This is a genomic window from Maribacter chungangensis (assembly GCF_042676845.1).
GTDB lineage: Bacteria > Bacteroidota > Bacteroidia > Flavobacteriales > Flavobacteriaceae > Maribacter > Maribacter chungangensis.
This window is the reverse complement of record NZ_JBHTHY010000014.1, coordinates 128,925-148,427: the sequence shown is the minus strand read 5'-3', so window position 1 is coordinate 148,427 and position 19,503 is coordinate 128,925. Positions and strand designations below refer to the sequence as shown.

The following is a 19,503-nucleotide window of genomic DNA, read 5'->3' as shown; positions in this document are numbered from 1 at the left end:
ATGAAGAATTATAGTATACTTCTATGGCTTTTGCTACCGCTCTTGGGTTTTTCACAAACCGTAGTGGAGGGCGTGGTACTTGAGCGAAACGGAAACAAGGAAATGGCCCTGTCCGGTGCCAACGTGTATTGGATGGATTCCCAAACCGGTACCATAACCAATGATGAGGGTTTTTTTAGCATTCCCTATTTCAAAGAATATGACAAATTGATCATTAGTTATGTGGGGTTTAAAAGTGATACATTAACGATAAGGGAACCCCAGAGTATTACACATTTTTTGAGTCCTTCCAACGAATTGGACGAAGTAGTGGTACAACAAGAACGAGAAGCCGTACAAAAAACTTTTTTTAGTGCGCAGAACGTGGTGACCATTAATAGTGAAGAGTTGTTAAAAGCCGCCTGTTGTAACCTTTCCGAAAGTTTTGAGACCAACCCTGCCATCGATGTTAATTTTTCCGATGCGCTTACGGGTACCAAACAGATTCAGATGTTGGGGCTTACCAGTCCCTACCTGCTCATAACCCAAGAGAACATTCCTATGGTACGCGGTGCATCACAGGCTTATGGCCTCACCTTTACCCCGGGTACTTGGGTAGAAAGTATTCAGATTACCAAAGGAGCGGGCAGTGTGGTGAACGGGTACGAAAGTATTTCCGGACAGATAAATACCGAGTTGGTAAAGCCTATGACGGACCTACCTTTTTTCGTGAACGGATATGCCAATCAAAACGGTCGTTTGGAGCTGAATACGCATATTAACCACAAACTGTCGGACAAGTGGAGTACAGGACTCTATATACACGGGAACACAAGGAGGCAGAAAGAGGACGGCAACGAAGACGGATTCTTGGATGCGCCCTTGGCCAATCAAATAAATATCATGAACCGTTGGCAATACCAGAATCCGGAAACGGGGTGGGTCAGTTTTTTTAATATCCGTTACCTGAACGATGAAAAACAAGTAGGGGAGGTCGATTTTGACCCTGACACCGATAAATTTACCACGAACGCATGGGGCAGCGAAATAGATACCCGTCGTTTTGATACGTCTTTAAAACTAGGCTACGTGTTTCCCGGGCTACCGTTTCAAAGTCTAGGCTTCCAGGCTTCGTACAGCAGCCATCAACAAGAATCTTATTTTGGTTTTAATCGATATGATATCAATCACAATAGTGTGTATTCCAATTTGTTGTTCAATTCTATTATTGGAGATACCCGCAACAAGTTTACGACAGGATTGACCTTCGCCTACGATAATTATGAGGAACTGGTGAACACGACCGATTTTGGAAGGGATGATGTCTCCGCAGGAGCTTTTTTCGAGTATGCCTACGAAAACTTGGAAAAGATAAGCCTTACGGCCGGCCTTAGGATAGATACGCACAACCGTTTGGGCACCTTTGTTACCCCACGTTTACACGTGCGCTACACGCCTTGGGAACTGGGAAGTTTAAGAGGTTCTTTTGGCAGGGGCAGGCGAGCGGCCAATATTTTTGCCGAGAACCAACAGCTGTTCGCATCCTCGCGTCAAATACAATTACTGGACACCGAAGGAAGTATCTATGGTCTTGATGCCGAGGATGCATGGAATTACGGGGTGAGCTTTTTACAGGGTTTTACGTTTCTGAACCGAAAAGGGAACCTTACACTGGACTATTACAGGACCGATTTTAGGAACCAGATCGTGGTAGATTGGGAAAATCCTCGCGCTATATCGTTTTATAATCTCGATGGAGAAAGCTATGCCAATAGTTTTCAGGTAGAGGTCAACCACGAAATCCTGCATAACCTGGAACTTCGAATGGCCTATAAATATTATGATGTTTCAACCGACTATAGGAGCGGTAGATTACAAAAACCCTTACAGGCCCAGAACCGGTTTTTCGTAAATTTAGGTTATGAGACCAAACCCAAGGAAAACGGATCGCTATGGAAGTTTGATTATACCTTGCATACACAAGGAAGGCAACGTTTGCCCAATACCGATGCCAATCCACCGCAATTTAGGTTGGGCGAATTTGCCGAGGGTTACAGTGTTATGAACGCTCAAGTCACAAAAGTCTTCTCCCCTAGGGTTGAAGTATACCTAGGTGGAGAAAATTTAAGTAATTTTAGACAGCCGAACCCTATTTTGGGCTTGGACAACCCTTTTGGCGAGAATTTTGATACGAGTATTGTGTATGCGCCCATAATGGGTCGGATGTTTTATGTGGGATTTCGGTTTAAAGTACCCTAAAGCCCTTAGCCACCAAAGGGGAAGTTTATTAATTTAATGCTTACGTGTTTGATAGAAGTACTATAATAGATGTTGACAGTATAACGTTTGTATAAATTAATAGGGATTTAAATAGAATAAGAACGGCTCCTCTTCTCAGTTGAGAGGAGGTGGATTCCGACCTTTTTCGGGAGGAAGACGGAGGAGTTGCTTCGTGATGAATTTCGCTGAAGTTTCCTAAAAGTGATGAAAGCGGGGTTAGATGTTAGACTTGGCTTAGTCGAAGCGCTTTCTGGCAGCTGAAGAGTGTAAGAAAATAAAGTATAGTTTATTAAAAACAAAAATAGAAATAACATGAAAAAAATAATAGTAACACTGGTAATGGCGGTGATGACAACGGCTACCTTCGCCCAAGAAAAAAATAAAAAAATGACCATGGAGGTCAACGGAAAATGCGATATGTGCAAGACCCGCATAGAAAAGGCGGCCTTAGGTGTAAAGGGGGTTAAGTATGCGCTTTGGGATATTCCTTCCAAGGAGTTGTCCTTGATAATCGATGAACGAAAAACAGACCCTATGAAAGTAAAGACTGCAATTGTGGCCGTAGGTCACGATACCAAGGAACTCAAGGCAACGGAAGAGGTGTATTCCGGGATACACCCTTGTTGTAAATATCGGGAAGATAATACGGATGATAGTGGGAAGCATAATTAGGGAATGAATACAGGCGATAAAGACCTGATAATTTTTAACAAAGCCGTCTTGAAAGTTTAAGTGCGGCTTTTTTGTTGGCTAAAAAATAGATTTCACCTACTCAACATGACACAAATAGTCAAGTCGGTGCATAATTGGGTTAATCGTTAGCTTTTTCAATGTTGTTTGAGGATATGGGCTGTATTCCCCAGTATTTATTTAAAGCAAGTTGTAGATCATACCTATTTTTATGTCTGTATTTTAATTTTAAGAATGGTAGATACCTATTTTGTCAATGATTTCAATAAATCTTGGCAGACGCTTATCAAGCGCGGCGTACCGGATAATTATACCAATTTAACTTCTAGATGTCGCATAAAACAAGTTTCTTTTTTACTCATTTGTCGTCATAAAATAGAACCATAGCTAATGCTATGCTTAGATTTCATTCCTAAACTGAGAAAAAAATAATTCAAATTTTCAATACGACATTCAAAACTTAAATTGGTATTATCTAGGGACTAGCCACGCTTTTTTAAAAGGGTAAAGTAGAAGGTGGTACCTATGCCTTCTTCGCTTTCCAACCATATTTCCCCTTTGTAATAATGAACTATTTTTCTTGCGATAGAGAGACCAATTCCGCTAGAAGAACTTGTATTTTCCAATTTGTTAAATACCTTAAAAATACGCTCGAAATAGGACTCTTTAATTCCTTTGCCATTATCCTTTATGTAGAATTCGTAATGCTCTTGTTTATCGGTATACCCTATTTCTACAAGACCGCTCTCTTTGTCGTTATAGGCTATTGCGTTCACGATCAAATTCTGAAAAAGTTGTTTAAATCGCCAATTGTTGCCACAAATACTTGGCAATGGGTCTTGCACAACAATTTTTATATGGTCGGGAACCAGTATTGTTTGCAAAAGCTCTGCGAGCATTAGGTTAAAATCTATGTTCTGGTTTTCCTCTTCTAACTTATCTATGGTAGAATAATCTAATATCCCCTTGATCAAGAAGTCCATCTTCTCTACGTTTAACAATACAAGGTTCAAGGATTTCAAGTCTTCCTCGGTCAGGTTATCTTTGCGCTCCTCCATATACCAATGTATAAGGGTGTGCACATTTGTAAGAGGCGACTTAAGATCATGTGAAACTACGTGGGCATATTCGTTAAGCTCCTCGTTTCGCTTGGACAGGCTTAATAGTAGTTCTTCTTTTTTTCGCTCTTGTTCTTTTATTCGTTCTTCGTTTTCCTTTCTTTGAATGACGTTAACAAGCATATTGGCGTACACAAAAAGAATTTCTTTTTCGTTTTCTGTATACTTATTTAGCTTTCTGACCGAATCAAAACCTATAAAACCAATGAGTTCGTTGTTCTTGATTTTCGGTATAGTAATCAAGCTTTTAATGCCTTGGGGCTCTAGGATTGCACGTAAGCCATGTTCCCCATCGAGCGGTAAAAGGCTCACATCTTCTACATAAAAAGGGTCACCGCTTCTATGGGCCTTTAACCACTGGGGTATAAACTCCGTAGGTACATTCTGTAGATTCTGTATTTCCGGGGTAATCCCTTCTGCACACCATTCGTATGTATTGGATGTGGTGTTCTTTTCGAAATCATACGCAAAAATATAGCTCCTATCCGATTCAACAAAGGTTCCGATCTGTTGCAAGGAATCGTTTACCAGTTTATCGATATCCACTAAATCTGAGTTGATATACTTGGTAGAAATATTGATCAATAGCTCCTGAAAGCGTAACTGCCTTTTTATAATGGCATCTTTCTCCAGCTGCGCAATATGGTCTTCCGTATCGTTTTTTAAGGGTGTTGTTTTTCTATCGGCCCTTTTGTTCTTTTGTTCTTTCATACGTTTTATCCTACGGATATAAAACGTCTTTGTAACCGGATTAGTGTATTTCTTTGGTTATGGTTTAAAAGAATACATCATGCTTTCAATTGATGTTTATATGTTTGGTTCTAAAGTCATTTCGCCCAACTAAGTGCTATGACTTCAATTGATTACACAAAACTTGTTAAGGAATGCTGTTTTTAGCGCGATTGTTCTAGTCTTTATATCGTTTTGGTTACGGGTCAACTGGGGTAAAAAAAGCATCAATGCTTTACGGCACACCAACCAATTCTTTAAATCGAGGTATGAAAAATCAATCTATGATAATCTCATCCGAAAAAATCCAAGAAGGCAATCCGGCGGCATGATGCCAATACGGAGTTGCCGTGTTTTTTGCAGTTACTTTGATGTATCTATATTTTTGTGGTTGCATTTTTAGGTCGTAATAATGGATATCGTTCATCTTACTGGTTTTGGATAACGGCTTAGGATTGGTAATGGTTCCTAAAGCAGTAAATCTCTTATTATCCGAAGAACCAAAATATTGGACACTGCTAGGAAAGAATACCACGTGGTTGGTTACTTGTAAAAAGGCCATGGATATGGTGTTTATAGTCTGAGTTTCTCCAAGATCTACCACTACTTCCAAATCATTTCCTTCATAGCCTAGCCAGTTGGCATAAAAACTACTGCCGCCCAATGCGCCATCGGTAAGTACCATGGGATTTTCCTCCGCATATTTTTTAGGTGCGGTAAGGGAAACCACATTTTTTCCCTTGGCCTTATTGTTTCGTTTTGCTATTTCTAAAGCCGATATATAGTTGGCCCCGTATTCACTTACCTTAAATCCCATTTCGTTCATTAGGGTGATGTTGTTTTCCTTGGCCGTATTCGTAAAATTATCCAACAAAAGTGCCACTTTTGGATTTGTTATTTGTGTTCCGTTTTCATTTGTGCTGGTAAGCCTATAGTCTGGTGTCAGGTTTTTTCTACTGGCTTCTAAAACGGCGAAATCGATTCCCATGCGGGCTAGTTTTACGCGATTTATAAGTTCGGGTTTGTCGACTATCGCTTTTTCGGCATCATTGAATAGTTGTGTATATTCTTGGAGAAGTTCCGGACTCAAATACGAAGAAAAAGCTTCCGAAGGATCTCCGTATAAAAACAGGAAAAAATCCTCGTCTTCTTTAATTTTTGAATGTATAAGGTCTACATATTGCTTTATAAAAGGTCCTGCTTCCTCATAATACCCGTTGGTGAATTCCGTTACCAGGGCATCAAGATCTTGATCGGGATTCCAGAGTAATTTGGCGGTAAGGTAGGACCGGAGTTCAAAAAGTTCACTAGGGTGGTGGCTATGTTGTTCAAAGACCCATTTGGCATTGTTGTTCCGGAACAATTGAATGTTGGGCCGTAGGGTATGTATATTTGGAAAGGGTGCCAAAAAGTTAGTGAACTGTGTGGTGTAATCCCAAATTCTAATGTTATCGGTAAGGGTGCTCCATCCGGATAGGTCCTCCGAAAAATCGGTGCATTTTTCCGCGATACTCGCGCTTCGGTCACATTCAATACTGCAAAGGGTAATCAATACGTTTTCCGAAGGTGCTGTTTTAGGTGGTTTTCGTGTGTGTTGGTATGCAAGGGTAGATATGGTCTTTTCCGGAAAAGCTGCGGCCACTTTGTTGACAAAATGTATCATTGTTCCGGCCGGACTCCCTTCTGCGGTATCTATGGCGTTACAGCTTTCACATTGGCAGTATTGCTGGTTATCGTCTTGACTTACGGATACCACGGATGCTTCCGGATTTCTTTTGAATAGTGCAGAAACGGAGTCGGTAACGATTTCCAATACCGTAGGGTTTGTCAAACATAATTGTGTGGGCAGTCTTTTATCACCTCGTAAAGCATAATATTCCGGATGTGACTCGTAGAATACCTCCTCTGGCATAAAACGGTGAAAGGTGTGTACTTTCGCTTCTGGCGCGTAATGTGGGAAGGCCTCGGTAGTTACTTTATGTTGTTTTGCAAATACCTCGTTTTCATAGAAAAGTCTAGAATGTACTGTACGGGTAAGGATATCGGGCGTATAACTATAGTCGATTGTAGGTAAGGTAATGGTGGTTGAGCTTGGTATAGATTCCGCATTGGGCGCATACCACTTACAACCAAGATAGTCTTCAAGAAAAACGAATACGGCGTTGGAAATAGCTTCGTCCGATCCGCCTGAAATATAGATGTTCTTGTTTTCTGTTTTTAGACTGATTTCTTGGGGTTCTAAGTCATCTTCGTTAATGTTTCCGACATAAATTTTAGGGGTATCCGTGGTTTGTGAACTTTCATCCATTAACGGTAATTCCGCACCGCTTATTTTAGAAATATACTCCTGCAAGGTCGTTGCCGCCTTGTATTCGCCCTCCGTTGCAGTTCCCAAATGAACGATTTCATAGCTTGATGCCCCGTTTTTGGTTATTACAAGGTCATTAGGGGAACAAGAGAATAGGCTAACTGTAATTACCAGAAGGAGCGCGCGATAGTTCATAGGACATGGAATTTTATGGAGTCAATCACCTCACAACAGCGTATGTAAAAATACGGCCAAAAATTAGTTAAAGGGAAGTTATTAAAAAAATGGAATAGACATATAGCGTTTGAAAGCCCATGGACAACAGGTTTTACTAATTGTATTTTCATAATCTAATTTGGGCCAACAAAAAACCCGCTTTTGGAAGTTCCAAAAACGGGTTTTTAATTAAATAGTTATATATGCCATCCACAAACAGGCTACAATTAAGCCTGTGGCGGCTTGCCATTACATCATGCCAGGCATTCCACCACCTCCGCCCATTGGCGGCATAGCTGGAGCATCTTCTTTGATATCGGTCAAGGCACATTCCGTAGTCAAGATCATTCCAGAAACCGAAGCTGCATTTTCCAATGCCACACGCGTCACTTTCTTAGGGTCAATGATTCCTGCTTTGAACATTTCAACATATTTTTCGGATTTAGCATCGTAACCGTAGTCGCCTTTTCCTTCAAGGATTTTAGCGATTACGACAGAACCTTCGCCACCGGCGTTGGAAACAATTGTCCGTAATGGAGACTCGATAGCTCTTGCAACGATTTGTAATCCTGTTGCTTCATCCTCGTTTTCAGTAGCAACTTTGCTAAGTACCGTTTTTGCCCGCACCAATGCTACGCCACCACCGGCAACTATACCTTCTTCAACAGCGGCTCTGGTAGCATGTAAGGCGTCATCTACACGGTCTTTTTTCTCCTTCATCTCTACTTCGGATGCGGCACCTACATAAAGTACGGCAACACCACCGGCCAATTTGGCCAAACGCTCCTGTAGTTTTTCCTTATCGTAATCGGAGGTAGTAGTCTCTATTTGAGATTTTATCTGGTTTACCCTCGTTTTGATATCCTTGCCAACACCACCACCGTTAACTACAGTCGTATTGTCCTTGTCTATCTGTACTTTTTCACAAGTACCTAACATGTCAATGGTCGTATTGTCCAAGGAGAAACCTCTTTCTTCGGAAATAACGGTACCACCGGTTAGGATAGCGATATCCTCTAACATGGCTTTTCTACGGTCGCCGAATCCTGGTGCTTTAACCGCTGCGATTTTAAGGGAACCTCGTAATTTGTTTACTACCAAAGTGGCCAACGCTTCACCGTCAACATCTTCTGCGATGATCAATAATGGTTTTCCGGATTGTGCAACCGGCTCCAATACAGGAAGCAGATCCTTCATGGAAGAAATCTTCTTGTCGAATAACAAGATATACGGACTCTCCAATTCACAGACCATTTTTTCGGAATCTGTTACAAAGTATGGAGAAAGGTAACCCCTGTCGAACTGCATTCCTTCAACAACGTCTACATAGGTATCGGTTCCTTTGGCTTCTTCAACGGTTATTACACCTTCTTTACCAACTTTGCCGAACGCTTGTGCAATAAGGTCTCCAATAGTGTCATCGTTGTTGGCAGAGATAGAAGCAACCTGCTTTATTTTCTCGGAAGAGTCACCAACCTTTTTGGACTGTTTTGCCAAATCGGCAACAATAGCCTCAACAGCTTTATCGATACCTCTTTTCAGATCCATTGGATTTGCACCGGCGGCTACGTTCTTAAGACCTTCTTTAACGATAGCTTGTGCAAGTACTGTTGCGGTAGTGGTACCGTCACCTGCCAAATCATTGGTTTTGGAAGCGACTTCCTTAACCATTTGTGCACCCATGTTTTCCAATGCGTCCGCAAGCTCTATTTCTTTTGCTACGGTTACACCATCTTTTGTTACTTGCGGTGCTCCAAATGATTTGCTGATGATTACATTACGTCCCTTAGGGCCTAATGTTACTTTTACTGCGTTCGCCAATGCATCGACACCTCTTTTTAGGCCGTCTCTTGCATCGATATCAAATTTAATTTCTTTTGCCATAATGAATTATGATTTTATTTTTTGTTTCCGTACGTATGGAAATCTGTTTATACTTAACTAGTTGTTATTTGGGATTTCCATTAAAATGGAAATGACAAGTAATCTATTTATATGATTGCTAGGATATCACTTTCGCGCATCATTAAATAGTCGGTGCCCTCTAGTTTTAATTCGGTGCCGGCATATTTTCCGTAAAGAACGGTATCGCCAACTTTAACAGTTACTTTTTCATCCTTGGTTCCAGGCCCAACAGCAACAACTTTACCTTTTTGAGGTTTTTCCTTTGCGGTATCGGGAATGTAGATTCCAGAAGCGGTTTTGGTTTCAGCTGCCATAGGCTCTATAAGAACTCTATCTGCCAATGGTTTAATGTTAACTTTAGCCATAATTGATATAATTTATGTTGATTTATCGTTTTCCGTTAAGTGGCAGAAATTATGCCATTAGCTAAAAACTGACATATTGTAAAACAAAAATGCCAGCTTGTCATTAAGCTGGCATTTTTTATTATTCTGAAATTTTCTATTTATAAGCTATCCGTTGGAGCTGCCTCGGGTGTTATCTCCGGTGTTATTTCCTCTGGTAAGGTTTCTGGAACCGTTGTCTCTATATCATCTCCCTGTAATAATTTGGACTCTACATCGCCAAAATTTCCTTTTAGGGCTATATTGGATGCTAGAATTAGCAGCACAAGTATACCCGCCAATGTCCAGGTGCTTCTATCCAAAAAGTCCCCTGTCTTTTTAACACCACCAACTACTTGGCTTCCGCCTCCGCCAAATGACGAAGATAGTCCACCTCCTTTTGGGTTCTGTACCATAACCACCAATACAAGTAAAAAGCAAACTATGATAATAAGTATCAAGAATATTGAAAATGTACTCATTGTAAATCTCTATTTTCTAATTGAATTTTCTCTACCATTTTTAAACGGTCTGCAAAGAAACCACTTTTTTCCGGATATTTCAAACTTAAAATTTTGTAAGCTTGAATCGCTTTTTTATACTTTTTCTGTTCTAGATATACCCTTGCCAAGGTTTCTGTCATCAGCTCTTTTTTGTCAAAAACTCCCGAGCTAGCGAGGTTTTCCGGTACGGGAATATTGGTTTTGGGAACTATTTTTGGGTTTTGAGCAATAAATTTATCTATTCTGTCGAATTTTTGTTTTTGACTTGGTCGCTGTTCTTTTAAGTCTGTGTCCTGTATTTCTTCCTGTTCCAAGGTGCCCTCTTCTTGGCCCATCGATTTTTTAGTCGTTAGTTGAAGCCACTCGGTAAAAGAAAACTTTTCTTTTTTGTTAAACTCAAGTGGTTCTCCCATTGCTAATGTGGCAGAAGCTTCGCTTCTTGGAGGTTTGGAGGTAAACAATTCCGGATTCAAAATTTGTTCCGCATCTTTTTGGTCCTGTGGCAAAGGTTTATCCTCGGAAGGCTCTATTATGGGCTTTTTTTCTGCAAGGGGTGCTTTTTGTTTCGGAACGGTTTCTTTTACGGCCGGTGTTACGGTCCGCGGCGTATATTCCAAAAAGTCTTTTGTCGTTATAAAATCGAACAACACATCACGATCGGTGGTGTAGGCGGCAGTTGTTTTAAGTGCTTTGTTGTATTTGTAACTGTGTAGATTTTTTAAACCTTTTAAATGCAAGGCTCGCGCAGCTTGAAAATAAGGATACTCTTTAAGAATATCTTCCAACTGGTTTGTCCGCACGGGATCTGCGACTTTTGAAGGATGGGTTAAGAGATATGTAAAATCTGTTACTTTCATTTGTTTAAGACCTTCTCTGTTATGGGCTACCAGTCTGCCAGCGAAGCATTAAAAATATCCTGTGTCAAACGTTCAAAAATTTCTTCGTGAGCTGTGCTCTTAATGGCCGCAAGCTGGGTATTTGCAGGGTAATCGAAGAAAAAAGAGAAGCTTTGGTCAAAATCCGCATCCTCTTTGGTTCTATTGTAAAACCTCACTTTTACCCTAACGGATAAGCGGTTTTGTGCAGCGGTCTGTTGTGCAGTGGCCGACATCGGTGAAATTCGGTATTCGGTAATCTCCCCCTCATATAGCAGATCTGCATCTCCATTGTTTACCAAATCCAAACTGGTCTGGTTTAAAATTCTATCCTGCAAGGCCAAGGTAAAATCCCTGTCCATGCCCGGTTCAAAAATTGACCCTGGGCTCTGGGTAGCGTAATTTTGAAAGTAGTTCACCTGAAACGTAGTGGCCGTTCCTACACTTCCTCCGGTAAAATTATACACGCCACAACCGTTTAGGCATAAAATCAAAAATAAAAAACCGATTCGTATTGGAATGTTCTTCATATTTCTTTTTTTTATCTAACAGCTGTATTAGTTGGTAGTTAGTGGTTTTTAGTGGGTAGAGGGTAGTGAAAAAAGTAGTCAGTAGCGGCTAACAGTTTAGAGTTGAGCGTAAAAAGTAATTAGCTAAAAGTAATCGTTTTTTTTCTATTTGTCTCATTTTAAATAGCTTCTCTTGTCTCTTCATGCACCGCAGTGGGTAGTTTAAAGTAGTTGGTAATTAGTAAATAGTAACCATTGGTTTTAGTTGAATTTGTCTTCATTTTCAGTTTTTTCTAACATCTAACATCTAACATCTAACATCTAACATCCAACATTTAAAGATCATACTGTTTTATCTTCCGATACAACGTTCTTTCGGAAATTCCCAGTTCCGCTGCTGCTGCTTTCCGCTTTCCTCTATTTCGTTCCAGGGATTTCTTTATGAGTTCAATTTCTTTCTCGTGTAAAGATAAGGTCTCTTCTTCTTGTATTTCTTCGGCAAAATGATATTTATCCTCCTGTGGTGTTGGGTGGTAGCTTTGTTCTGGTTTTGATTCCGGCAGTTGGAGCACCTCCATATCCTCCGTATCCTGTGTTTCTATATCTTCATGGTCTTTACCATAAATTTTTCGGATCAGGTTCTCGTTTTCGTCCTGTACTTTTTGGGAATCATTGTTCTTTAATAGTTCCATCGTCAACTTTTTAAGGTCGTTGAGGTCTCCCTTCATATCGAACAGCACCTTATAAAGAATTTCCCGTTCACTACTAAAATCACTTTCAGATTTTGAGTTTTTTATAACAGCAGGTAAATTGCTTCCGGGGTCGCTGGGTAGATAACTATGCAGTGTTGTTGCGGAAATCGCTCTTTTTTCCTCCAAAACGGAAATCTGTTCTGCAATGTTTCTAAGCTGACGTATGTTTCCCGGCCACCTGTATTTTAATAAAAGAGTTACCGCGGTATCGTCTAACCGAATGGCCGGCATCTTGTATTTTTGACTGAAGTCCGATGCAAATTTTCGAAATAGCAAATGAATGTCGTCCTTGCGTTCGCGCAGTGGTGGAATCTGAATTTCTACCGTACTTAATCTATAGTACAGGTCTTCCCTAAATTTTTCCTTTTTAATTGCCTCGAACATATTTACGTTTGTCGCAGCCACAATACGTACATCGGTTTTTTGCACCTGGGACGACCCAACCTTTAAAAATTCCCCATTTTCCAATACGCGTAATAGTCTAACTTGGGTGGTCAATGGGAGTTCACCAACTTCGTCCAAGAAAATGGTGCCGCCGTCCGCAACTTCAAAATATCCGCTTCTTGTTTGGGTAGCGCCTGTAAACGCCCCTTTCTCGTGGCCAAAAAGTTCGCTGTCTATAGTTCCTTCCGGTATGGCGCCACAGTTTACCGCAATGTATTTTGCATGCTTTCTATGGGAGAGGGAATGGATGATTTTTGGAATAGCTTCCTTGCCAACACCACTTTCGCCCGTAACTAGCACAGAGATATCCGTTGGCGCAACTTGAATCGCTTTTTCCAGTGCCCTGTTTAGTTTGGGGTCTTGCCCTATAATTTCAAACCTTTGTTTTATGCTTTGTATGGCTTCCATGCTTCAGTAGTCTTGTCACTATTTTATTGCGCTGCGCTTAATTGTTTTCAGAATACCCTACTGCTTTTCCGATCAAGGTGGCCGAGGTACAAGAGTTCATCTGTACGTTTACGAAATCGCCTACTTGGTACTGTTCCTTGGGGAATACAACTACGGTACTTTGTTCGTTCCTTCCCATCCATTCATGCGGCGATTTTTTTGAAGGCCCTTCGATCAATACCTCTTGTACGGTACCTAAATGTGCTTCTGTTCTAATTTTGCAATGACTTCTTTGCAGGGCGATAATTTCCGATAGTCTTCTCTTTTTTGTGGCATCGGGTACATCGTCCTCCATTTTTCTACCTGCCATGGTGCCCGGTCTTTCGGAGTACATGTACATATATCCAAAGTCATATTTAACATAGTTCAAGGCCCTTAGGGTATCTTGGTGGTCTTCTTCGGTTTCGGTAGGGAAACCGGCAATGATATCTTGCGAGATAGCGCAGTTTGGGATAATCTTCCTGATATTATCTATGAGCTCAAAATATTCCTCGATCGTGTGTAGGCGGTTCATGGCCTTGAGTATGCGGTTGCTTCCGCTCTGTACAGGTAAATGAATGTGGTTGCAGATATTTTTATATTTTGCCATGGTACGTATGACATCCAGCGTCATATCCTGCGGATTTGACGTGGAAAACCGGATGCGCATTTTTGGTTGGGCCAAGGCTACTTTTTCCAATAGGTCGGAAAAATCTACAGCGGTTGCCTTTTGCATATCGCTTGCCTTTTCAAAATCTTTTTTGAGTCCGCCACCATACCACAGATAACTATCTACGTTTTGGCCCAATAGGGTAATTTCCTTAAATCCGTTTGCCCATAATTCGTTTACCTCTTCTAGTATGGACTGCGGGTCTCTGCTACGTTCCCTGCCTCTCGTAAAAGGCACCACGCAAAAGGTGCACATATTGTCACAGCCCCGGGTTATCGAAACAAAGGCGGTAACCCCATTGGTATTTAAACGAACGGGGGAAATATCGCCATAGGTCTCGTCTTTGGATAGGATTACATTTACTGCATCCCTACCGGAATCTACCTCTTTTATAAGGTTAGGCAGGTCTTTGTACGCATCTGGGCCAACTACCATATCCACTATTTTTTCCTCGTCCAGCAGTTTGTCCTTTAAGCGCTCGGCCATACAGCCCAGCACGCCTACTTTTAGATGGGGCCTGGTCTTTTTTACTTTATTGTATTCTGTTAGGCGTTTACGTATGGTCTGTTCCGCTTTATCGCGAATAGAACAAGTGTTTACCAATACCAAGTCAGCCTCGTTCAATTCTTGTGTAGTACTAAACCCATCTTCCGATAAAATGGACGCGACCACCTCGCTATCTGCAAAATTCATCGCGCAACCATAACTTTCAATATATAGCTTACGTGAATTTTTGGTCTTGGTGTCAAGCACCAGAGAAGTGCCCTGTTTTGATTCGTCAATAGTTTTCTCCATAGTGTAACCCAAGGTATACTTATACATATCGGGAGCGCAAAGATACCAATATATTCAAAAATATGACAAGTTGGCAGTATAATTTAGCGTAATTTTAAGCTTTCATTTTTCATATTGACTATCAGATAACTAAAAACCGGAACCAATGAATCTAGAAACCCTTAACCAAAAAATACTGGAACGGCCTCCTTTGGAATTTGGCCTTATTTTTAGTGCATCCCTAGAACTGTTCAAAAAAGTTTGGGTGCAAGGTTTTATAACACTCTTGCTCACTTTTGTAACCATACTGCCATTTTATATCATGATTTATATTCCTATGATCGCTGCCGGTATAACCGATCCCGAACTGCTGCGGCAGGAGGACCCCCCTGTTATGGTAATTGTAGGTATGGTGATCTTAATGCCTGTGTTTTTGGTTGGGGTAATGACATTTGGCCTTGCTCTGAACGCTGCTTTTCTTAAGATTTGTAAGCAGAAAGACAGGAACGATCTTTCAAATGACGATTATTTCTATTTCTTTAAACAAGGGCGGTTAGGAAAGGTGTTCAACTTGGCTTTGCTAATGCTCGGACTTTCGATACTGGGAATGTTGGCCTGCGGACTCGGAATTTTTTACTTGATTGTACCCATGTCTTTGCTCCCGGCTTTTTTGGCGTTTAATGAAGAACTGTCCGCACTAGAAATCGTAAAAGCAAGTTTTTCTTTGGGGAATAGAAATTGGTTGGTCATTTTTGGATTGATAGTAGTTTTGGGAATTATGGCAGAATTAGGTATTGTCCTCTGTTGTGTTGGAATTTTGTTTACCGCTATGCTCTCTAAGGTTCCGGTCTACTTCATGTATAAAGATGGAGTTGGTTTTGAGGAGGGGCCGTAAACTGTTTTTTATTTTAACTAAGTGGTAGGCTTGTAATAAATATTCAGGCTTAATGTATCAAGACGAATTATTTTTAATTCTAACGCAACTCAACTACTTTTTTCTCATCTATAAGGTAACAACCCAATAAATGAAAAAAAATGAAACGTAATCTTTTTTTACTTGTACTATTCATGCTCACCTGTTTTTCTTGTGATGACGATGGTCCTTATGAAGAGTATCTTGTAGCACGACCTGTCTTAATGGATGCCATAACCTTTAAGGCAGAGGCAATAGCCATTGCCGAGCCAGTACCCATTGTTAATTCAGGAAAAATATACGCCTATAAAGACTACATCTTTATAAACGACGTAGACCTCGGATTTCATGTTGTCGACAACCAAAACCCAGCGGCACCCAAAAGTATTGCCTTTATAAAATTGGAGGGTAATTATGATATTTCGGTCAAGGACGATAAGCTGTTTGCCGATAGTTATGGCGACCTGGTTATTTTTGATATTTCGGATATAAATAATATCCAGCTTATGAGCCGTATGGAAAACGCCATTTATAATAATGATGTCTGGCTTGCAAATCTGGACTTCCCACAGGCAGATATTTATGACTATTCTAAAATAGACCATAACAGGGATATCGTTGTTGGTTGGGAGGTAAAAAGAGAGATGAGGCCCGTTTCCGAGTATGAAGCACAGTTCCGTAATATGGAATTTGGTGATGCGCTTTTTAATACAAGTAGCGATGGTGTGGCTTCACAGCCTTCGGTAGGGCAAGGAGGATCAATGGCACGTTTTAAAATTGTGGGCGAATACCTGTATGTCGTAGATTATAGCAACATTATTATTTTTGACATCTCTGATCTAGAGGAGCCAAAAGTGTTGGAAGATGTGCAAGTGGCCTGGGATATAGAGACTATATTCAACCAAGGGGAGGTTTTGTTCATAGGCGGCAGACAGGGCATGTATATATATGACATAAAAAATCCTGCAAAACCAAAATTCATATCCGAATTTAGGCACGGCACGGCATGCGACCCTGTAGTTGTAGCCGGCAATTATGCCTATGTTACCCTAAAAGGCGGTAATTTCTGCGGTAATACGGAAAGTGGGCTTTACGTTGTAGACGTCTCTAATCTGCAAAATCCCGAACTTAAAGTTATCTACCCTATGTTTGGACCAAACGGACTTGGAATAAAGGATGATCTGTTGTTTGTATGTGATGGAAGCGATGGCCTTAAGGTATTCGATAAAAGCAATACGCCCAATCTAGTACAGGTAAATCATTTTGAAAATATAGAGGCGTATGATGTAATTCCTTTGAAAAATTCGCTGTTGATGATCGGCGAGGGAACCTTGAGACAGTATGAGTATCTTAGTGGTGATATCCGATTATTGAGTACGTTCGATTTAAATTGATAGCGCCAAAATTCTGTAAAACACCGCTACATTTAGGGGTGTTTTTTTATTGATAAAGAGCGATGCCTGTAGGAAATTAAAAAATTCAACTACTTTTGTCGTTCACTAATACAGAATGCATGGCTAAGAATTTAGTAATTGTCGAGTCTCCCGCGAAAGCAAAGACCATCGAAAAGTTTTTGGGAAAGGATTATAAGGTAGAGTCCAGTTTTGGACATATTGCAGATTTACCGTCCAAAGAACTAGGGGTAGATGTTGACAATGATTTTAAGCCCAAGTATATAGTTGACAAGGACAAACAGGCCTTGGTGAAAAAATTACGGGATTTAGCCAAAAAGGCCGATACGATATGGTTGGCCAGTGATGAAGATCGGGAGGGAGAGGCCATTTCCTGGCACCTGGCAGAAGAGTTGGATCTGGATAAGGACAAAACAAAACGTATCGTATTTAACTCGGTTACGAAAAGTGCCATTCAAAAAGCGATAGAAAACCCAAGGGAGATAAATTATAATCTGGTAAACGCACAACAGGCAAGGCGTGTACTTGATCGTCTGGTAGGGTATCAATTGTCTCCTGTCTTATGGAAAAAGATAAAACCGGGCCTATCTGCCGGCCGCGTACAATCTGTTGCCGTACGCCTCATCGTAGAACGGGAACGTGATATCGATGCGTTTACTCCGGAAGGTTCGTTTAAGATATCCGCTGAGTTCAAGACGGCTTCAGGAAATGTGTTCACGGCCAAAGTAGGCAAAAGTTTCGGCACAAAAGAAGAAGCCAATTCCTTTTTGGAAAAGAATATTGGAGCAGCTTTTACAGTAGGTAAACTGGATAAAAAACCAGCAAAAAAATCGCCATCCGCCCCGTTTACAACATCGACCTTACAACAAGAGGCATCTAGAAAACTTTATTTTTCGGTAGGTAGGACCATGCAAGTCGCACAACGTTTGTACGAAGCGGGTTTGATTACATACATGAGAACGGATAGCGTTAACCTATCTAACGAGGCTGTAAATTCAGCCAAAGAGGCCGTTGTTAAGAATTATGGAGAAAAGTATAGTAAAATAAGAAGTTTTGTAGGAAAATCGAAGGGCGCACAAGAAGCACATGAGGCCATTAGGCCTACTGAAATGGGCAACCAGTCCCCATCTTTGGAAAGGGACCAGTCCAAATTGTACGATTTAATATGGAAAAGAACCATCGCATCCCAAATGAGCGATGCCCAATTGGAACGGACCAACGTAAAAATACAAGCAGACAAGCACGATGTAGAATTTACGGCTAACGGGGAGGTTATCACCTTTGACGGTTTCCTTAAAGTGTATTTAGAGGGTGTAGACGACGAAGACCTTGCCGATGAGCAAGAAGGAATGTTGCCTGCCATGAAGCTGGGAGAAACTTTACAGAACAATTACATAACGGCCACCGAACGTTTTTCTAGACCGCCTTACCGCTTTACGGAGGCGACCTTGGTGAAAAAATTGGAAGAGCTCGGTATTGGAAGACCATCTACCTACGCCCCAACGATAAGTACCATTTTAAATAGAGGTTATGTAGAAAAAGGAACCGTAGAAGGTTCTGAAAGAAAATATACGCAATTGCTATTGGAAGAGGGAAGTATAAAGGAAAAAGGACTTACGGAAATGGTAGGTTCCGAAAAAGGTAAAATGGTACCAACCGATATAGGTATGATCGTAACCGACTTTTTGGTTGCCAATTTTGCAACTATTTTGGATTATAATTTTACGGCAAAGGTAGAACAGGATTTTGATGAGATTGCTTCGGGCGACGAGGACTGGAAGAAAATGATGAAAAACTTTTATAAGGATTTTCATCCCAATGTTTTGGATGTTGAAGAAAATGCCGATCGTGCCAGCGGTGAGCGAATTTTAGGTAAAGACCCCAAAAGTGGAAAGCAAGTATCCGTTCGTTTGGGTAGGTTTGGTCCTATGGTGCAAGTGGGTACGGTAGACGATGAAGAAAAACCCACGTTTGCCAGTTTGCTGCCAGATCAGTCGCTTAACACCATAACCTACGAGCAGGCTATGGACCTTTTTAAATTGCCAAGAAAGCTTGGTGTTTATGAAGGGGAAGAAGTAGAGGCCAATGTAGGTAGATTCGGGCCCTATGTAAAGTTTGGCAAGAAGTTTATCTCTATGGAAAAAGAGGACGACCCTATGGAAATAGATATGGACCGTGCCGTAGAACTGATTGTGGCGAAAGAAAAGGCAGATGCGCCTATTGCCGAATATGAAGGAAAAGCGGTGCAAAAAGGTACAGGCAGGTTTGGACCCTTTATCAAATGGGACGGTATGTTCATTAATGTGAACAAGAAATACGATTTTGATAATCTCTCACAAGAGGATATCGTAGAACTCATCGAGGTAAAGAAACAAAAGGAAATAGATAAGGTAGTTCAGAATTGGGAGGAAGAAGGTATCCGAATAGAAAAAGCAAGATGGGGGCGCCATAATATTATCAAAGGTAAAATCAAGGTAGAGTTGGCAAAATCGGTCGATGCGACTAAGATGACCTTAAAGCAAGCCTCGGAGCTTATTGAAAAAAAGACCCCTAAGAAAAAAGCGAAAGCCAAGCCAAAAACGAAAGCGAAAGCGAAAAAGAAGTAGAGGCGATAGTG

General features: G+C 41.0%; 14 protein-coding genes. 5 read left to right on the top strand and 9 right to left on the bottom strand.

Features of this window, described 5'->3' with window-relative positions; all coding sequences use genetic code 11:
* A complete protein-coding gene (locus tag ACFQZJ_RS15000) occupies positions 1 to 2,238 on the top strand; it encodes a TonB-dependent receptor (protein WP_379935687.1) in 2,238 nt (745 codons plus the stop codon).
* 333 nt (positions 2,239 to 2,571) lie between these two features.
* On the top strand, positions 2,572 to 2,931 hold the full coding sequence (locus ACFQZJ_RS14995) for a heavy-metal-associated domain-containing protein (protein ID WP_379935685.1): 360 nt from the start codon (positions 2,572 to 2,574) through the stop codon (positions 2,929 to 2,931).
* 500 nt (positions 2,932 to 3,431) lie between these two features.
* Here ACFQZJ_RS14995 and ACFQZJ_RS14990 read toward each other — a convergent pair whose 3' ends face one another.
* The 9 genes from ACFQZJ_RS14990 to miaB form a co-directional block, all read right to left on the bottom strand.
* Positions 3,432 to 4,778, bottom strand: coding sequence for a sensor histidine kinase (locus ACFQZJ_RS14990; protein ID WP_379935683.1), 1,347 nt, complete (start codon positions 4,776 to 4,778; stop codon positions 3,432 to 3,434).
* A 295-nt stretch (positions 4,779 to 5,073) separates the two neighbouring features.
* Positions 5,074 to 7,299, bottom strand: coding sequence for a DUF4838 domain-containing protein (locus ACFQZJ_RS14985; protein WP_379935681.1), 2,226 nt, complete (start codon positions 7,297 to 7,299; stop codon positions 5,074 to 5,076).
* Positions 7,300 to 7,569: 270 nt separating this feature from the next.
* On the bottom strand, positions 7,570 to 9,204 hold the full coding sequence (groL, locus tag ACFQZJ_RS14980) for a chaperonin GroEL (protein ID WP_379935679.1): 1,635 nt from the start codon (positions 9,202 to 9,204) through the stop codon (positions 7,570 to 7,572).
* A 107-nt stretch (positions 9,205 to 9,311) separates the two neighbouring features.
* On the bottom strand, positions 9,312 to 9,590 hold the full coding sequence (locus tag ACFQZJ_RS14975; RefSeq protein WP_099572506.1) for a co-chaperone GroES: 279 nt from the start codon (positions 9,588 to 9,590) through the stop codon (positions 9,312 to 9,314).
* A 140-nt stretch (positions 9,591 to 9,730) separates the two neighbouring features.
* Complete coding sequence (gene secG / locus ACFQZJ_RS14970; RefSeq protein WP_379935678.1) at positions 9,731 to 10,090, bottom strand: preprotein translocase subunit SecG; 360 nt, start codon at positions 10,088 to 10,090, stop codon at positions 9,731 to 9,733.
* Positions 10,087 to 10,968, bottom strand: coding sequence for a hypothetical protein (locus ACFQZJ_RS14965; protein ID WP_379935676.1), 882 nt, complete (start codon positions 10,966 to 10,968; stop codon positions 10,087 to 10,089). Before ACFQZJ_RS14965 ends, secG begins: the two co-directional genes overlap by 4 nt.
* A gap of 26 nt (positions 10,969 to 10,994) precedes the next feature.
* The gene (locus ACFQZJ_RS14960; protein ID WP_379935674.1) at positions 10,995 to 11,516 is read right to left on the bottom strand and encodes an LptE family protein; all 522 of its coding nucleotides are present in this window, start codon (positions 11,514 to 11,516) and stop codon (positions 10,995 to 10,997) included.
* Between the two features lie 314 nt (positions 11,517 to 11,830).
* Positions 11,831 to 13,099: a sigma-54 interaction domain-containing protein gene (locus ACFQZJ_RS14955; RefSeq protein WP_379935672.1), complete on the bottom strand. Its 1,269-nt coding sequence runs from the start codon at positions 13,097 to 13,099 to the stop codon at positions 11,831 to 11,833.
* A gap of 37 nt (positions 13,100 to 13,136) precedes the next feature.
* Positions 13,137 to 14,582: a tRNA (N6-isopentenyl adenosine(37)-C2)-methylthiotransferase MiaB gene (miaB, locus tag ACFQZJ_RS14950; RefSeq protein WP_379935670.1), complete on the bottom strand. Its 1,446-nt coding sequence runs from the start codon at positions 14,580 to 14,582 to the stop codon at positions 13,137 to 13,139.
* A gap of 145 nt (positions 14,583 to 14,727) precedes the next feature.
* Here miaB and ACFQZJ_RS14945 point away from each other — a divergent pair, with 145 nt between their 5' ends.
* The 3 genes from ACFQZJ_RS14945 (at position 14,728) to topA (ending at position 19,492) form a co-directional block, all read left to right on the top strand.
* Positions 14,728 to 15,456: a hypothetical protein gene (locus tag ACFQZJ_RS14945; RefSeq protein WP_379935668.1), complete on the top strand. Its 729-nt coding sequence runs from the start codon at positions 14,728 to 14,730 to the stop codon at positions 15,454 to 15,456.
* Between the two features lie 140 nt (positions 15,457 to 15,596).
* On the top strand, positions 15,597 to 16,868 hold the full coding sequence (locus tag ACFQZJ_RS14940) for an LVIVD repeat-containing protein (RefSeq protein WP_379935667.1): 1,272 nt from the start codon (positions 15,597 to 15,599) through the stop codon (positions 16,866 to 16,868).
* A gap of 119 nt (positions 16,869 to 16,987) precedes the next feature.
* Positions 16,988 to 19,492 (top strand): type I DNA topoisomerase, encoded by a 2,505-nt coding sequence (gene topA / locus ACFQZJ_RS14935; protein WP_379935665.1) that lies wholly within the window; start codon positions 16,988 to 16,990, stop codon positions 19,490 to 19,492.
* Positions 19,493 to 19,503 lie beyond the last annotated feature (11 nt).

Excerpts from the sequence above, each read along its gene's own strand:
- ACFQZJ_RS15000 (WP_379935687.1), top strand. The coding sequence starts at position 1 with ATGAAGAATTATAGTATACTTCTATGGCTTTTGCTACCGCTCTTGGGT.
- ACFQZJ_RS14995 (WP_379935685.1), top strand. The coding sequence starts at position 2,572 with ATGAAAAAAATAATAGTAACACTGGTAATGGCGGTGATGACAACGGCT.
- ACFQZJ_RS14990 (WP_379935683.1), bottom strand. The coding sequence starts at position 4,778 with ATGAAAGAACAAAAGAACAAAAGGGCCGATAGAAAAACAACACCCTTA.
- ACFQZJ_RS14985 (WP_379935681.1), bottom strand. The coding sequence starts at position 7,299 with ATGAACTATCGCGCGCTCCTTCTGGTAATTACAGTTAGCCTATTCTCT.
- groL (WP_379935679.1), bottom strand. The coding sequence starts at position 9,204 with ATGGCAAAAGAAATTAAATTTGATATCGATGCAAGAGACGGCCTAAAA.
- ACFQZJ_RS14975 (WP_099572506.1), bottom strand. The coding sequence starts at position 9,590 with ATGGCTAAAGTTAACATTAAACCATTGGCAGATAGAGTTCTTATAGAG.
- secG (WP_379935678.1), bottom strand. The coding sequence starts at position 10,090 with ATGAGTACATTTTCAATATTCTTGATACTTATTATCATAGTTTGCTTT.
- ACFQZJ_RS14965 (WP_379935676.1), bottom strand. The coding sequence starts at position 10,968 with ATGAAAGTAACAGATTTTACATATCTCTTAACCCATCCTTCAAAAGTC.
- ACFQZJ_RS14960 (WP_379935674.1), bottom strand. The coding sequence starts at position 11,516 with ATGAAGAACATTCCAATACGAATCGGTTTTTTATTTTTGATTTTATGC.
- ACFQZJ_RS14955 (WP_379935672.1), bottom strand. The coding sequence starts at position 13,099 with ATGGAAGCCATACAAAGCATAAAACAAAGGTTTGAAATTATAGGGCAA.
- miaB (WP_379935670.1), bottom strand. The coding sequence starts at position 14,582 with ATGGAGAAAACTATTGACGAATCAAAACAGGGCACTTCTCTGGTGCTT.
- ACFQZJ_RS14945 (WP_379935668.1), top strand. The coding sequence starts at position 14,728 with ATGAATCTAGAAACCCTTAACCAAAAAATACTGGAACGGCCTCCTTTG.
- ACFQZJ_RS14940 (WP_379935667.1), top strand. The coding sequence starts at position 15,597 with ATGAAACGTAATCTTTTTTTACTTGTACTATTCATGCTCACCTGTTTT.
- topA (WP_379935665.1), top strand. The coding sequence starts at position 16,988 with ATGGCTAAGAATTTAGTAATTGTCGAGTCTCCCGCGAAAGCAAAGACC.